This window comes from Moraxella marmotae, from assembly GCF_042219885.1.
In the GTDB taxonomy this organism is placed as follows: Bacteria; Pseudomonadota; Gammaproteobacteria; order Pseudomonadales; family Moraxellaceae; genus Moraxella; species Moraxella marmotae.
In genome coordinates, this window is sequence record NZ_JBHJHR010000002.1 from 645,500 (window position 1) to 660,084 (window position 14,585).

Sequence of the window (14,585 nt, forward strand, 5' to 3'; positions counted from 1 at the left end):
TAACATATTTTGGGCGGATTTATTTTGGCTAAAATGTCAGCAAACATTGCCCAATTGACAAACCGCACCAACAAGCCAAATCGCTTGGGCAATCCGCTATCATGCTCAGCATTGCCCAAGATTGTTGCATAGCCCAGTATTGTTCGGTATTGCCCAAGATTGTTTTTAACATGAATCATTTGTCATATTTGATTTAAAATTGAATGAAAAGTTTTATAAAATTAAAGAGCCGTTATGCCAAACCCATCGACACTACCGCCGATTGCCCAACTGATTGTCCGCCATCGACTGCTTGAGCCTGCTGTGTTGCAGCAAGCCATCATCGACGCTGCCGCTGCCGAACGCCCTTTGGTGCATCATTTGGTGAGTCAGCGGCTACTGTCTGCTCGTCAGATTGCCGAAATCCAAAGCAAAAGCCAAAATGTCGCCATTTTTGACCTTAGCAGTGCCAATGAATTTGTCGATGCTGGCTGCGATGAGCAGGTGTTTTTGCAGCACCGAGTTTTACCGATTAGCATCAAAAATGGCGTGCTGTCCTTGGCGACCAGCGACCTTGGCGATGCCGCTGCCTTTGCTGCCGTTCGCTTTCATACACGCCTGCAGATTTTGCCGCTTTTGGTTGAAGAAGATAAATTATCGGCACGCTTGGACAGCCTGTATCTAGGGACACAAGTGGCTTTTGATGATGGCAGTGATGAGCTTGATAGTCTTGATGAGCCAAGCCATGCTGTCGATGATGCACCGACCGTGCGTTTTGTTCAAAAGCTGCTTATCGATGCCATTCGCCTAAAAGCATCAGACATTCATTTTGAATTGTACGAAAAAGTGTACCGCATTCGCTTTCGTATCGATGGCGTGATGCAAGTGATACAAACGCCGCCCAAAGCCCAAGCCGCCAGAATCACTTCCTACATCAAAGTCATCTCAGGGCTGGACATTGCCGAAAAACGCCACGCCCAAGACGGACGGCTCAAGTTCTCAACCGCCGATGGGCGTTCGGTGGATTTTCGTGTCAGCACGCTGCCGACCCTATACGGCGAAAAAGTGGTTTTGCGACTGCTGGACTCAGCCCAAGCACTCATCGGACTGGACGCACTGGGCATGAGCGATGTGCAAGTGGCTCAATTTACCCAAGCCCTACAAAAGCCCCAAGGCATGATTTTAATCACCGGCCCCACTGGCTCTGGCAAGACGGTTTCGCTGTACACCGCCATGAGCCTGCTTAATACGCCCACAGTCAATATCCTAAGCTGCGAAGATCCCGTGGAGATTTATTTGACTGGTATCAATCAGGTCAATATCAACCCCAAAATTCAGCTGGATTTTGCCGATGTGCTGCGAGCATTTTTACGCCAAGACCCCGATGTGATCATGATTGGCGAAATCCGTGATAGCGACACCGCCCAGATTGCCACCACCGCCGCCCAAACAGGGCATCTGGTGCTATCGACACTGCACACCAACACCGCCGCCGCTGCCATCACTCGCCTAAACAGCATGGGCGTGCCGTCTTTTCATCTGTCCAGCAGTCTAAGCCTAATCATCGCCCAGCGACTGGCTCGCAAGCTGTGTGAGCATTGTAAGCGTGCCGTATCCATGCCCAGTCAAGCTCTGGCTCAGGCAGGATTTGGCGATGATGACATCGCCAACTGCAGCACGGTCTATGAGCCTGTCGGCTGCCATCATTGCAAAAACGGCTACCGTGGGCGTGTGGGGATTTTTGAGCTGCTGCCTGTGGTGGCTCAGATTGAGACGCTGATTTTGTCTGGAGCATCGGCGGCCGACATCGAAGCGATGAGCCGACAATTGGGCAACGACAGCCTAAAACAAGCTGGCATCAAAAAGGTGATGGCAGGCGAAATTAGCCTGTCTGAGATGCACCGCATCATCAATCAATAACTGTGCAAACATTGTGGATAACTGCTAAAAAATCTATGGAAAATAAAAATAAAACTTATATAAATCAAAAGGTTATAAACAATCACTCAAAGCAAAAATTACCTGTGGATAACTTGTCAAAAAGCCAAAATACAGCCGCAGATACCGTATTTAAATACAAAGCACTCACCGCCCAAGGCAAAACCGTCCATGGTCAAATTAGTGCCAAAAACGCCCTACTGGCAAAGGCACAATTACGCAAGCAAGGCCTTAGTGAGATTGTCCTAAGTGCCAAAGGCGTCGAGTGGCACATTCATCGGCGTATCCCTGCTCGGCAAATTCTGCTGACTTTACGCACACTGAGCACGCTGGTCGGCTCTGGCATCGTGCTATCGACCGCCTTGGGCATCGCTGCCAAGACCACAAACCATGCAAAACTTGCGACCAAAATTCACCAAATCAAAACCGACATCGAACAAGGCAACAGTTTTGGCCATGCCATCGCCAAGCACGCAGAATTTGACACCTTGACCGTCGCTTTGATTAATGCTGGCGAACAATCAGGCAAACTGGACACCATGCTCGATCGTGCCGCACGCCACGCCGCACACCAAGCCCAGCTCAAAGCACAGCTGACTCGTGCCTTACGCTATCCGCTGTTGGTGGCTGTGGTGGCAGTTGTCGTTACTGCCGTTTTATTACTCATGGTTGTGCCAAGTTTTGCCGCCACTTTTGAGAATATGGGCAGCAAGTTGCCCACGATTACCCAGTGGGTGCTTGGGTTGTCAAATTGGCTGGCGGCATATTTTTGGACGCTGCTGATTGCCTTTGGCATCGGCGTGGCAATATTGGCTTATTTGTACAAAACTTCTGCTGCTATCCGCCTTTGGTGGGCATCAAAAAGCCTGTCGCTGCCTGTGTTTGGGCAATTAATCACCGCCGTGAGCAGCGCTCGCTTTGCCAGCACGCTTGCCACGACTTTACAAGCAGGCGTACCCTTAACCAAAAGCATCGATTTGGCAGGACAAGCCGCCAATCAGCCCATCTTTATCAAAGCCAGCCAAGCGATTGCCCTTGATGTCGCAGCAGGCATTTCGCTGGCCGATGCCATGAAAAATGCCCAAATATTCCCCGCAGTCAGCACGCAGATGGTCAGCATCGGTGAAGCGTCAGGCAAACTGAGCGAAATGCTCGAACAAGTCGCCGCTTATCACAACAAACAAGCGGCTGAGCGTACCGATGCATTGGTTGCGATGATTGAGCCTGCCATTATCTTAACCATGGGCGTGCTGATTGGCGGCTTGGTGCTGGCAATGTATTTGCCGATTTTTAATATGGGAGCAGGGCTGTGATGGCGGTGATTGAGACTTTGGCAAACCTACCCCATGGGCTAACGCTTGGCATGGTGGCGGTGGTGGGAGCGGTGATTGGCAGTTTTATTGCACTGGTTATCCATCGCTTGCCCCAGATCATGATGAACGAATGGCATGACGATGTGGCAAATTTTTTGTCCCAAAACGGCATCGATACCGCCAAAATGACTGGCATTACTAAAGACAACAGTACGCACGCCGATACGCACCCAAATCTTAGCCTAAGTTATCCATCATCGCACTGTCCGCACTGCTGCTCATCGATTGCTTATTATGACAATATCCCCATCATCAGCTATCTGATACTACAAGGCAAATGCCGCCACTGCCAAGCTGCTATCTTGCCCATGTATCCACTGGTGGAGCTTGGCTGTGCCGTGCTGTCGGTCTGGGTCGTCATGGTGCAGGGCATGACGGCAGCAGGACTGTTGTCGCTTTTGTTTGTTTGGTTTGGGGTGGCATTGGCAGGCATTGATTGGCGAGTGCAGCTGCTGCCTGATCGCTTGGTGCTGCCGTTTGGCATGATTGGTCTTGTCGCCAATGGCTTTGGGCTGTTTACCGATAGCAGCGATGCCATCTTTGGGGCGGTGGCAGGATTTGTGTTATTATGGGCAATTAACGCCATCTACAAAATCCTGCGTGGTCATGACGGCATGGGGCTGGGCGATGCCAAATTGCTGGCTGCCTTGGGTGCGTGGCTGGGCGTGTGGCAGCTGCCGTGGCTGGTGCTGATGGCGTCTGCGTTTGGCGTGGTCGCTGGCGTGATTGACCGCTACCTGTCAGGCAAGAGCAGAGCCTTTGCCTTTGGGCCATATTTGCTGATTGCTGGATTTATTTTGTTATTATACGGTGAATCATTGACCGATTATTATTTAAAATTATTTTATTAAATTAAATAGATAAATTTAATAAAATTTAAATACCAAAAAGGAAAAATCATGTTTATCTTGGGACTGACTGGCGGCATCGGCAGTGGCAAAACCGCCGCCAGCGATTATTTTGCCGCCCAAGGCATCACGGTGGTCGACGCCGATGTCATCGCTCATCAGCTCACCTGTGCTGGCAGTCCGCTGCTAAATGCATTGCAGGCGGCTTTTGGCGATTGGGTTATCGATGAACACGGCAACTACAACCGCCCCGCCATGCGTCAGTATGTCTTTGACAATCCCACAAAACTTGCTACGCTTAACGCCATCATGCACCCTGCTATCCATCACGCCATCACCAACGCACTAGCACAGGCGGCATCTGCCTATGTCGTGCTGTCCGTGCCGCTACTTTTTGAAGGTCGGCACAAATCGCCCAATTTGCTTGGGCTTTGCCATCAGGTGCTGGTCGTCGATGCGTCAGTAGATACGCAGCTGGAGCGTGCAGCACACCGAGACAACAGCAGCTGTGAGCAAATTGCCGCCATCATCGATAAGCAAATCAGCCGAGCAGACCGCCTTGCCATCGCTGCCCAAATCGGTGCTGACATCGTCAATAATGACGGCGATAAAGACGCCTTGTATGTCAAACTTGCTGCATTGCACGCCAAATATCTGAGCCAAGCGGCAGATTTTGGCAAAGAACAAATTGATAAATAATGTATTGATAAACTGATAAATTGGCCAAATTAACGAAATTAGCTAGCCCAAACCGCCAAAGCAGCCAGCATGCCACTGGCTTAGCGGCTAATCGCCCTTGCGATGGCCAAGTTTTTTGCGGATATGCGTCAGCATTTGCCGAGACATTCTTAAATAAGAACTCAAATCAGACACCGACAGCCGTGCCGCCAGCGTTGGGTTTTCTTGGATAAATTTGACATAGCGAGCCTGAGCGTCGCTGATGAGCAGATTATCAATGCGGTCGGCGTTTTGCGTCAGCACCTGCATCAGATGCTCATTGATGTGCCGATAAAAAAACGGATAACGCTGACAGCAGTCGTGATAGTGCGTCTGGTCGATGGTCAAAATCACACTCGGCTCAATGGTCTGCATGCTGTATTTACAAGGCTCACCATCAAAAAACGCACGATGTTCGATAACGCATTCGCCTTCTTGGATAAACTGCACATTGACCACGCCGCCTTGTTCGTCTTGGTATTCAAGTTTGCCAAGCCCTGCCACCAGCACGCCCATCTGCGTTTGGGATTGTCCTGCCTTGAGCCAATAACTGCGAGCAGGCAAGCGGCACACGCCCCAGCCTGAGACGACATCGACAAGCTCGTCATCACCAAGCTCAGGCACGCTGCGTGCCAAATGTGTCACCCATCGCTTGATGATCTGGGCGTCAGTCAGCCGTTTGGCATCAGCAAATAATGCCAAGCTGTCTTTATCAAACATTGACATAATCCTTTGATTCTGGTAGCCAAGTATTCATAATGGCACTGGCTTTGGCAAGCTTATCAGGCGTGCCAATCAGCTCATGGGCAATTTGCCCTGCCGCTTCAAGCAGCGACTCATCACGCACAATGTCCGCCAAATAATAGCCCATATCGCCCGTTTGTCGCTTGCCAAGCAGCTCGCCTGCCCCACGCAGTGCCAAATCTTTTTGGGCAATGACAAAGCCGTCAGTATGACTTCTTAGCACATTGAGCCGCTCAATGCCTGTTGGGGATAAGGGCGACTGGTACAACAACACACAAAAACTTTTGGCACTGCCACGCCCCACACGCCCACGCAGCTGGTGCAGCTGTGATAAGCCTAGGCGTTCGGCATTTTCGATCACCATCAAAGACGCATTTGGCACATCGACGCCCACTTCGATGACCGTGGTGGCAACGAGCAGATCAATGCTGCCTTCTTTAAAAGCCGTCATCACCGCTTGCTTTTCGGCGGCTTTCATTTTGCCATGCACCAAGCCGATACTGATGTCCAGCCTTTGAGCCAAATCATCATAAGTCAGCTGTGCCGATTGGGCGTCAAGCGTGGCGGATTCTTCGACCAGCGGACAGACCCAATACGCCTGCTTGCCCATTTTGCAATTTTCACGGATACGCTCAATCACTTCATCACGCCGCTCACGGCTGATGGTTACGGTGGTGATGGGCGTACGATTAGGCGGCAGCTCATCAATCACCGACACGTCCATATCGCCATACATACTCATCGCCAAGGTGCGTGGAATGGGCGTGGCGGTCATGGTCAGCTGATGCGGTGTGCTGCCCATCACGCCTTTATTGGTCAGCTTGAGCCGCTGCTCAACGCCAAATCGGTGCTGCTCATCGATAATCACCAAGCCCAGTTTGGCAAATGCCACATTGTCCGAAAACAAAGCATGCGTCCCCACCACGATTTGCACTTGATTGTCGCTGATGGCTGACAGTGCTTGACTGCGAGCTTTGGCGGTTTGTTTGCCGACCAGCCAGCCGACACCGATACCTAAGGGCGTGAACCATTTTTGAAAATTGAGCAAATGCTGCTCTGCCAAAATCTCCGTCGGTGCCATCACCGCCACCTGCCAGCCGCTATCGATGGCATAACAAGCCGTCATCGCCGCCACCAAAGTTTTGCCAGCACCAACATCGCCTTGGATTAGCCTGAGCATCGGCTGCGATGTCGCCATATCCGCCACCGCTTCGCCAATCACTCGCTTTTGGGCGGCGGTCAAGTCAAACGGCAAAGTCGCCAAAATCTTATCCGCCAGCGGGCTTTTGCTGTCGCATTTGGGGGCTTTGTGCCGATAGACATTATTACGGCGAAATAAAAAACTTAACTGATGAGCGACCAGCTCTTCGATAATAATCCGCCGACAAGCAGGGTGCGAACGGTCTTTTAGTCCAGTCAATAATGCCGTCTGGCTAAAAATATCGGCATGAATGCTCGGCAGATGAATCTGTGTCAAAGCTGGCAACAAATCGCCAGACAAATCCACGCCAGCACGCATCAATTCTGCATCGGATAAGCAATGGATACCATCGTGGCGTACCGCTTGTAATGCCAGTCGCACCAGTTGGCGGATTTTATTTTGGTGAAGTCCCTTGACCGCAGGATAAATCGGCAACAGCCCTGTTTGTGCCTGCTGCGTGCCTGTGATGTGGTATTCAGGGTGCGACATCTGCGTACCATAGCGGCTGATTTTGATTTCACCAAAAGCGGTAATCTTCGCCCCAACGCTCATGGTGTTTGTCAGTCCAGCATAAGTCTTAAAAAACCTAAGCACAATCAAGCCAGTATCATCTTCTAGCGTTACCGACAGCCCTGTGCGGTTTTTTTCGACCCAAGTTACCGTCCCTGATACCAATGCACTCATGCCGTGGACGACATCACCGATTGGCACGATGCGGCTACGGTCTTCATAATCTCTGGGCAGGTGCATCAGCATATCAAAAATGCGATAAATGCCCAATTCTGCCAAGCGATTTGCCAACGCCTGCCCCACACCAGTTAGGGCAGTTACAGGCAGATGAATGGTCATGGTCGGCTGAGTCATGGTGGTTTTTTTGTTTTTGTTGTTGGTGTTAGACTGATTTTAAAATAATTTGCCCAAAAAAGCAAAAAGCCGACCAATGATGGCCAGCTTTTTGGCAATATTGTCAAGCATCGGCATCAAAAATCATCAGCATCTTCTGCCAAAATCATACCGCCTGCCACGGTGTGATAAGTCGCTTCATCAATCAAAATAAACGACCCTGTGGCGGTATTGTCAGCATAAGCGGTTGCCAAAATCGGCTTTTGTAGGCTAATGCTCACTTCGCCAATGTCGTTCATGTTTAGGGTGCTTTGGTCGCTAAAGTTTGACAAAGTATGCACGTCCCAAACATGGTGAATCTCGCTAACCTTGGCAAAAACAGTCTGTGTGGTGTGCTTGAGCAGATATTTGCGTGCAGGATTTAGGGCTCTGGCATCAAACCAGCACAAGGTTGCCTTGATACGCTTGGTTGGTAAATTGGCAGTGTCCGCCGCTACGATAGTATCGCCACGAGAGATGTCCACATCGTCCGCCAGACAGACGGTAACTTGCTCGCCCACATAAGCGGCATCGACGATACCATTTGGGCTGATGATTTGCTTGATGCTGCTGGTCTGTGCCGATGGCTCGACACGCACCAAGTCGCCGACAGCGATTTGCCCTGCTTCGATACGCCCTTGATAACCACGAAAATCGTCCTGCTTATCACCATCAGCTCTTAGCACATATTGTACAGGCAAATGAAACGCCGCCTTGTCCGTAACCGCTTGCTCACCGACTGGCAAATTCTCCAAAATCTCAAGCAACGCTCCGCCATCGTACCACGGCGTGTGCTGGCTTTTGTGGACGATGTTATCGCCATTTAATGCCGACACTGGGACAAATTGCACATCGCCCAAATCCAGCTGTGCCGCCAAATCTTGATAAGCACGCACAATCGCCTGAAATTTGTCTTGGCTAAAATCCAGCAAATCCATCTTATTGACCGCCACCAAAATGTGCGGACAACGCAGATGCTTTAAGATTGCCGAATGCCGCTTGGTTTGGGGCAATAATTTGACTGGATTTTCATCAAAATTAATCTGTGAAGCGTCGAGCAAAACCACCGCCGCATGAGCTGTGGACGCTCCTGTTACCATGTTGCGAGTGTACTGCTCGTGGCCTGGGGTATCGGCGATGATGAATTTACGCTTGGCGGTCGAAAAATAGCGATACGCCACATCGATGGTGATGCCCTGCTCACGCTCAGCTTCCAGACCGTCTGTCAATACCGAAAAATCAATGGTATCGCTGGCGTTTTTGGTCTTATCAAGGTTTTTTAGCTGATCGGTCAATAGTGCCTTGCTGTCATAAAGCAGGCGACCGATCAGCGTGCTTTTGCCGTCATCGACACTGCCTGCGGTGATGAATCTTAGCGGTGCATGGGTGTTTAGATTGCTCATTGTTTTATCCTTTTGATAGTCGTCTGGTTTTGGCTGGTTGTGGCTAAATTTGCCTAAGTTTTTATTTGCCTAAATTTTCTCAATTTTGTCAAATTTGCCCAAGTTATTGGCGATTTAACAATTTAACAAATTGGCAATTTGACAGTTAAAAATAGCCTTGTTTTTTGCGTGCTTCCATCGCCGCTTCGCTCACCTGATCGTCCAGACGGGTTGCACTGCGTTCTGAGATTTCCACCACGGCAGTTTCTTGGATAATCTCATCAGGCGTGCTGGCAGTACTCGCCACAGGGCAAGTACAAGAAATGTCGCCCACCGTGCGAAAACGCACCGAACGGATTTGGCTAATCTCGCCGTCTGCCTTTGGTGTCAGTGGCGTAACTGGTACTAGCAGTCCGTTTTTTTCGACCACTTCACGCTCATGAGCATAATAAATTGACGGCAATTCCAGATTTTCACGAGCGATATATTGCCAAATGTCCAGCTCCGTCCAGTTAGAAATCGGAAAAACTCGCATATTCTCGCCTTGGTGATGCTTGGCGTTATACAGCGACCACAACTCTGGACGCTGAGCTTTGGGATCCCATTGACCAAACTCATCACGGAACGAAAAAATCCGCTCTTTGGCACGGGCTTTTTCTTCGTCACGGCGAGCCCCACCCATCAAGGCATCAAACTGATGCTCAGCGATGGTCTCAAGCAAAGTTACCGCCTGAGCGCCATTGCGTGAATCCGTCTCACGGCGTAGCACCACCGTGCCTTTGGCAATCGAATCTTCGACATGACCGACCACCAATCTGGCTCCCAGCTTGGCCACTTGCTCATCACGAAATTGGATCACTTCAGGATAATTATGCCCAGTATCAATATGCACCAAAGGAAATGGCAGGGCAATTTGGCGACCTTCAACGGCAAACGCCTTGCGTGCCAAAGCCAGCAAGACTACCGAATCCTTACCACCTGAGAACAACAACGCAGGGTTGCGACATTCAGCGATGACTTCACGGATAATGTAGATGGACTCGGCTTCAAGCCAATCCAGATGTTGGTTTTGTAGCGTGGCTGATGTTGTCATAATGCTTACCTATAATTAATAAATTTTTACTTAAAATGCTAAATCAATGCTCAAAGGCGATTTGTTCAAAGGTATTAAATCGACTAAAAATCGGCTTATTTATGCAAGCCGCATTCCTTGCTGTCACGATTTTCCCACCACCAGCGACCAGCACGAATGTCTTCGCCTGCCTTGACCGCAATCGTGCATGGCTCGCAGCCGATGGACGGATAGCCTTGATGATACAGCTGATTAAAAGGAATGTTAAACCGCAAAATATATGCCCAAACTTCCTGCTCGCTCCAGTCGTAGATGGGGTTATATTTGGCGATGCCACGGCTGTCGTCCTGCTCGGCAAAATCCAGCGTCGTGCGTGTTACCGACTGCTCACGGCGTTGCCCTGTCAGCCAAGCATCGGCATCGCTTAAGGCACGATTGAGCGGCTCAACTTTACGGATAAAACAGCACTGCTTACGCAAATCCACACTGTCATAAAACGCATTCGCCCCATGCGTCTGCACATAGTCCGCCACCGCCGTTTCATCAGGATAATACAGCTGAAAATTTAGCATCGGATAATGCGACTGCACCTGCTCAATCAACGCCAAAGTCTCGGCGTTTAGCCTGCCTGTCTGCAAAGTAAACACTTCGCCAGTTGAGCCAATCTTTGCCAAAACATCGGTAATCACCATATCTTCGACCGCCAAACTGCTGGCAAATTTGACCTTGTCGTGCTTGGCGTGGATATCGGTTAGGCGTTGGGCTAAGGTGGCGATTTTGGCATCAAGCGTCTGTAACACCAGCTCGCTGGGTGTTGGGATTTGCCATAACGCAGGCTTTATAATCATGATTTTGCTTCCCAAAGGTGGCTGTTGGCATCACTTTTGTGCCATTGGCAATTACATTTACGATTTAATTGATAATCGTGTCATTAGCAATCGCTTGGCTTTGTCAGTGTTGCAAGTTTTGCAAGCGTTGCCAATTTGGCGATACATTTATAAGATATAAGATAAATGAGAATGCGATTGCAAGCATTTCAAACATTTTAGGATACAAAGTACCACCACCCCAGCAAAATCGAAAATAACTTTTTGTAAAAAGTAAATCGCTTTTTGGCATTAGCGATTGATGACTACAAAATGTTTACACAATGCCATACATTTATAAAACATCACCGCCTAAGATGTGCTATATTTTGGCAAATTGGTTTGCTTTTCATTGAATTGGATTGAATTGGATTAATTGAATAAGAATAAGGCTTAATGATGAAACGATACTCGCTTGTTGCCCCTGTACTGCTTGGCTTGGCTGCCTGCACCAGCCACGCACCGACCGCTTTGACGGCTGTTGCCACACCCCAGCCAAAACGCCCCATCGTCGCCTTGGTGTTGGGCGGTGGCGGTGCTCGTGGCTTTGCTCATGTCGGTGCGATACAGTCGCTGGAATCGCACGGTATCCGCCCTGATTTGGTGGTGGGGACGAGCGTTGGGGCGTTGGTCGGTGCGGTCTATGCCAGCGGAAAATCGCCCAGCGAGCTTGAGCATATCGCCACCACCATCACGCCCAAGGACATCATTGACATCAGCCCATCTAAGCAGGGCTTGATCGATGGCACACGCCTGCGGCACTATGTCAATCAGCAGGTCAATCACCGCCCTATCGAAAAATTCCCCATGCGTTATGCCGCTGTCGCTACCTTGGCGACCACCAAGACCGCCACCGCATTCACTCTGGGTGAAGCAGGCATCGCCGTGCAAGCGTCTGCCAGCGTGCCGAATTTATTCATCGCCCCACGCATTCCTGACAAATACGGTCAAAAATACACCGACGGCTCACAGTCTGCCCTGCTGCCTGCCCAAATCGCCAAAAATCTGGGGGCTGATGTGGTGATTGCGGTTGATTTGATGAGCGATAACCGCAGCGATACAGCCAAAGCTAAAACCAAGCCAGCCAAACCAATAACCACCGATAACCCAAGCACCAGCACCGATGATGGCCACCGCATCAGCATCGGACACGACCAGACGCATATCCATGCCCAGTGGGGCGAGCAGCGTGTTGCCATTCCCATCAATTTGGGTCAGCTGAACGAAGCGAGCAAGGCGTTGCCGTTTGAGCTGCCGCTTGGCGATATTGTTGGCAATATCATCAAATCCATACCTGCCAACACCGAGCTTGACATTCCCAAAGGGCTGCCCAATCGGCTGCCGACTAATGCCCATGAGTTTTGGCAAGTCTTTGGCAATATCGGTGCTAACGCCCGAGCCGCCGATGCCGACATCAAAGCCAGCGATGTCATCATCGAGCCTGAGATTGCCGACATCTCGGTGATGGACATGGCAAGCCGCCGCCAGCTGATTGAGCAAGGTAAAATCGCCACCGATGCCAAGATTGACGCCATCAAACAAGCCATCGCCGCCGCCCAAGTTGCCCATACCAAAAGCCCAAGCATTCAATAAATCCCAACAGCCAAATACCAAAAATCCGCCAAACTTGCTCTGATTTGGCGGATTTTTATAATTTTTAGATAAATTAAAAAATAAAATGGCAAAACCCATCATTATAAAATTTGATAAATTTAGTCAAACTTTATAAACTTTGGCTTATTTGCCCACATCATCAACATCGCACCACGGCGTGACAGTCTGTGTATAGCGATATGTAAAATTCAGCCCTTCTGGGAAAAGCTGTGCCAATTCACCATCAAAACTTTGATTGAGCATCATCGCCTTCTTTGGCACTAACGCCACGACACGCAGATAGGCATAAGTTTCTTTGGTCGCCATCTCAGTAACCGCCAGCCGATCTTGGGCAGGTGATAACACATTGATCTCAGTATCTAGCCGCTGATATTTGCCATTTGGCAAACAGCGAAAGCTAATGTTTTCGCCAATGATCAAGCCATTATCCGAGCGGCGAAAACTCACCACAGTACTGGTATCATCGTCCAATGCACTGCCTTTGGGCATCGCCCAGTAACCATCAAAAGCCGCCGCTGGCAGTACATCGGTAGGCAGTTTATCATTGTGCGGTTTGGCAGTAGCGTCAGCGGTCGTCAGTGCCATGCCTACTGCAAACAAGCACGCAAATTGTCGCCATGGTTTCATCGTTTTATCCTTGTTTGTTTTAAAAAGACAACACCCAAACATCTGGCAGATACTTGGGTTTGTCATTAAGCCAATTGGATTGTTAAGATAATTTAATAAGATTAATCTATCAAATAATCATTAATCCAATCATTTATTTAGCAATATTAATCAATCAAACTCGCTCAATGATGGTAGCAATCCCTTGACCCAGACCGATGCACATGGTGGCAAGACCGATTTGGGTGTCTTGTTGCTCCATGACATTGAGCAAAGTTGTGGTGATGCGAGCCCCAGAGCAGCCCAGTGGGTGACCTAAGGCAATCGCACCGCCGTTTAAATTGACGATGTCTTGCTTGTCCAGTAGATCCAAGCCTTTTAGTACCGACAAGCCTTGAGCGGCAAAGGCTTCGTTTAGCTCGATGGTCTGAATGTCAGACAGCGACAAGCCAGCTCGCTTGAGTGCTTTTTGGGTGGCAGGCACAGGGCCATAACCCATGATGGCGGCATCACAGCCTGCCGTTGCCATCGAGCGAATGCGAGCCCGAGCTTTTAGCCCTAAGGCTTTTGCCTTGGCGGCACTCATCACCAGCATCGCCGACGCACCGTCTGACAGTGCCGATGAAGTCCCTGCCGTTACCGTGCCGCCTTTGGGGTCAAAGACAGGACGCAATGCTTCAAATGCCTGCAAATTGGCATCAGGGCGAATCACTTCATCAACCGTACAAAGCTGCAAATTGCCATCGGCATCATGACCTTCAACGCCGACGATTTCGTTAGCAAAGCGGCCTTCTTGGGTGGCTGCCCATGCTTTTTTGTGCGAATTGACCCCAAATTCATCTTGCATCTGGCGAGTGATGCCATTTAAGCGGCCGAGCATCTCGGCGGTTAGCCCCATCATGTTTGACGCTCGAGCGTAGTGCTTGGACGCTTTTAGGTTGGGATCGACACCGTGCATCATCGACACATGACCCATGTGTTCCACGCCGCCGATGATAAACATATCGCCTTGGTTGGTCATAATCTGAGCCGCTGCCGTGTGCAGTGCCTGCATGGACGAGCCGCATAAGCGGTTCACCGTCTGGGCTGGGACAGATTTTGGGACATCGGCCAACAAAGCGGCATAGCGTGCGATGTTCCAGCCCTGCTCTAGCGTCTGATTCACGCAGCCCCAGATGATGTCTTCTAATTCGCTAGGATCGATGCCGTTACGCTCAATGAGTGCCTTAATCAGCTCAGCGGACAAATCGTCCGCACGCACATGGCGGAACATGCCGTTTTTGGTTTTACCCATCGCTGTGCGTACGCCATCAACGATGACCACATCTTTTGGACTTAAAACTGTCATTGTATTTTTCCCTTA

12 protein-coding genes are annotated in these 14,585 nt (G+C 49.9%); 5 read left to right on the forward strand and 7 right to left on the reverse strand.

Annotated elements, in window-relative coordinates; all coding sequences use genetic code 11:
- Nucleotides 1-234 precede the first annotated feature (234 nt).
- The 4 genes from ACFBZI_RS03195 (at nucleotide 235) to coaE (ending at nucleotide 4,837) form a co-directional block, all read left to right on the forward strand.
- Nucleotides 235-1,899: a GspE/PulE family protein gene (locus ACFBZI_RS03195; protein WP_375714993.1), complete on the forward strand. Its 1,665-nt coding sequence runs from the start codon at nucleotides 235-237 to the stop codon at nucleotides 1,897-1,899.
- A 104-nt stretch (nucleotides 1,900-2,003) separates the two neighbouring features.
- Nucleotides 2,004-3,230: a type II secretion system F family protein gene (locus ACFBZI_RS03200; RefSeq protein ID WP_375714994.1), complete on the forward strand. Its 1,227-nt coding sequence runs from the start codon at nucleotides 2,004-2,006 to the stop codon at nucleotides 3,228-3,230.
- The gene (locus ACFBZI_RS03205; protein ID WP_375716303.1) at nucleotides 3,230-4,141 is read left to right on the forward strand and encodes a prepilin peptidase; all 912 of its coding nucleotides are present in this window, start codon (nucleotides 3,230-3,232) and stop codon (nucleotides 4,139-4,141) included. Before ACFBZI_RS03200 ends, ACFBZI_RS03205 begins: the two co-directional genes overlap by 1 nt.
- 48 nt (nucleotides 4,142-4,189) lie before the next feature.
- A complete protein-coding gene (gene coaE / locus ACFBZI_RS03210; protein ID WP_375714995.1) occupies nucleotides 4,190-4,837 on the forward strand; it encodes a dephospho-CoA kinase in 648 nt (215 codons plus the stop codon).
- An 87-nt stretch (nucleotides 4,838-4,924) separates the two neighbouring features.
- Here coaE and ACFBZI_RS03215 read toward each other — a convergent pair whose 3' ends face one another.
- The 5 genes from ACFBZI_RS03215 to ACFBZI_RS03235 all read right to left on the reverse strand — a co-directional run bounded on the left by ACFBZI_RS03215 (nucleotide 4,925) and on the right by ACFBZI_RS03235 (nucleotide 10,984).
- Nucleotides 4,925-5,575 (reverse strand): Crp/Fnr family transcriptional regulator, encoded by a 651-nt coding sequence (locus ACFBZI_RS03215; protein ID WP_375714996.1) that lies wholly within the window; start codon nucleotides 5,573-5,575, stop codon nucleotides 4,925-4,927.
- On the reverse strand, nucleotides 5,568-7,664 hold the full coding sequence (recG, locus tag ACFBZI_RS03220; RefSeq protein WP_375714997.1) for an ATP-dependent DNA helicase RecG: 2,097 nt from the start codon (nucleotides 7,662-7,664) through the stop codon (nucleotides 5,568-5,570). The genes ACFBZI_RS03215 and recG overlap by 8 nt, the downstream gene beginning before the upstream one ends.
- 116 nt (nucleotides 7,665-7,780) lie before the next feature.
- Nucleotides 7,781-9,085, reverse strand: a complete 1,305-nt coding sequence (locus ACFBZI_RS03225) for a sulfate adenylyltransferase subunit 1 (protein ID WP_375714998.1) — start codon at nucleotides 9,083-9,085, stop codon at nucleotides 7,781-7,783.
- A gap of 145 nt (nucleotides 9,086-9,230) precedes the next feature.
- Complete coding sequence (cysD, locus tag ACFBZI_RS03230) at nucleotides 9,231-10,157, reverse strand: sulfate adenylyltransferase subunit CysD (protein ID WP_375714999.1); 927 nt, start codon at nucleotides 10,155-10,157, stop codon at nucleotides 9,231-9,233.
- Nucleotides 10,158-10,252: 95 nt separating this feature from the next.
- Nucleotides 10,253-10,984: a phosphoadenylyl-sulfate reductase gene (locus ACFBZI_RS03235; RefSeq protein WP_375715000.1), complete on the reverse strand. Its 732-nt coding sequence runs from the start codon at nucleotides 10,982-10,984 to the stop codon at nucleotides 10,253-10,255.
- 417 nt (nucleotides 10,985-11,401) lie between these two features.
- On the opposite strand from ACFBZI_RS03235, the gene ACFBZI_RS03240 reads away from it, so the two are divergent.
- Nucleotides 11,402-12,595, forward strand: a complete 1,194-nt coding sequence (locus ACFBZI_RS03240; RefSeq protein ID WP_375715001.1) for a patatin-like phospholipase family protein — start codon at nucleotides 11,402-11,404, stop codon at nucleotides 12,593-12,595.
- 144 nt (nucleotides 12,596-12,739) lie between these two features.
- On the opposite strand, the gene ACFBZI_RS03245 is transcribed toward ACFBZI_RS03240, so the two are convergent.
- Together ACFBZI_RS03245 and fadA are read right to left on the reverse strand one after the other, a co-directional pair.
- Nucleotides 12,740-13,243 (reverse strand): hypothetical protein, encoded by a 504-nt coding sequence (locus tag ACFBZI_RS03245; RefSeq protein ID WP_375715002.1) that lies wholly within the window; start codon nucleotides 13,241-13,243, stop codon nucleotides 12,740-12,742.
- Nucleotides 13,244-13,397: 154 nt separating this feature from the next.
- On the reverse strand, nucleotides 13,398-14,570 hold the full coding sequence (gene fadA, locus ACFBZI_RS03250) for an acetyl-CoA C-acyltransferase FadA (protein WP_375715003.1): 1,173 nt from the start codon (nucleotides 14,568-14,570) through the stop codon (nucleotides 13,398-13,400).
- Nucleotides 14,571-14,585 lie beyond the last annotated feature (15 nt).

Coding starts and splice junctions, on each gene's coding strand:
- ACFBZI_RS03195 (WP_375714993.1), top strand. CDS start 235: ATGCCAAACCCATCGACACTACCGCCGATTGCCCAACTGATTGTCCGC.
- ACFBZI_RS03205 (WP_375716303.1), top strand. CDS start 3,230: ATGGCGGTGATTGAGACTTTGGCAAACCTACCCCATGGGCTAACGCTT.
- coaE (WP_375714995.1), top strand. CDS start 4,190: ATGTTTATCTTGGGACTGACTGGCGGCATCGGCAGTGGCAAAACCGCC.
- ACFBZI_RS03215 (WP_375714996.1), bottom strand. CDS start 5,575: ATGTTTGATAAAGACAGCTTGGCATTATTTGCTGATGCCAAACGGCTG.
- recG (WP_375714997.1), bottom strand. CDS start 7,664: ATGACTCAGCCGACCATGACCATTCATCTGCCTGTAACTGCCCTAACT.
- ACFBZI_RS03225 (WP_375714998.1), bottom strand. CDS start 9,085: ATGAGCAATCTAAACACCCATGCACCGCTAAGATTCATCACCGCAGGC.
- cysD (WP_375714999.1), bottom strand. CDS start 10,157: ATGACAACATCAGCCACGCTACAAAACCAACATCTGGATTGGCTTGAA.
- ACFBZI_RS03235 (WP_375715000.1), bottom strand. CDS start 10,984: ATGATTATAAAGCCTGCGTTATGGCAAATCCCAACACCCAGCGAGCTG.
- ACFBZI_RS03240 (WP_375715001.1), top strand. CDS start 11,402: ATGAAACGATACTCGCTTGTTGCCCCTGTACTGCTTGGCTTGGCTGCC.
- ACFBZI_RS03245 (WP_375715002.1), bottom strand. CDS start 13,243: ATGAAACCATGGCGACAATTTGCGTGCTTGTTTGCAGTAGGCATGGCA.
- fadA (WP_375715003.1), bottom strand. CDS start 14,570: ATGACAGTTTTAAGTCCAAAAGATGTGGTCATCGTTGATGGCGTACGC.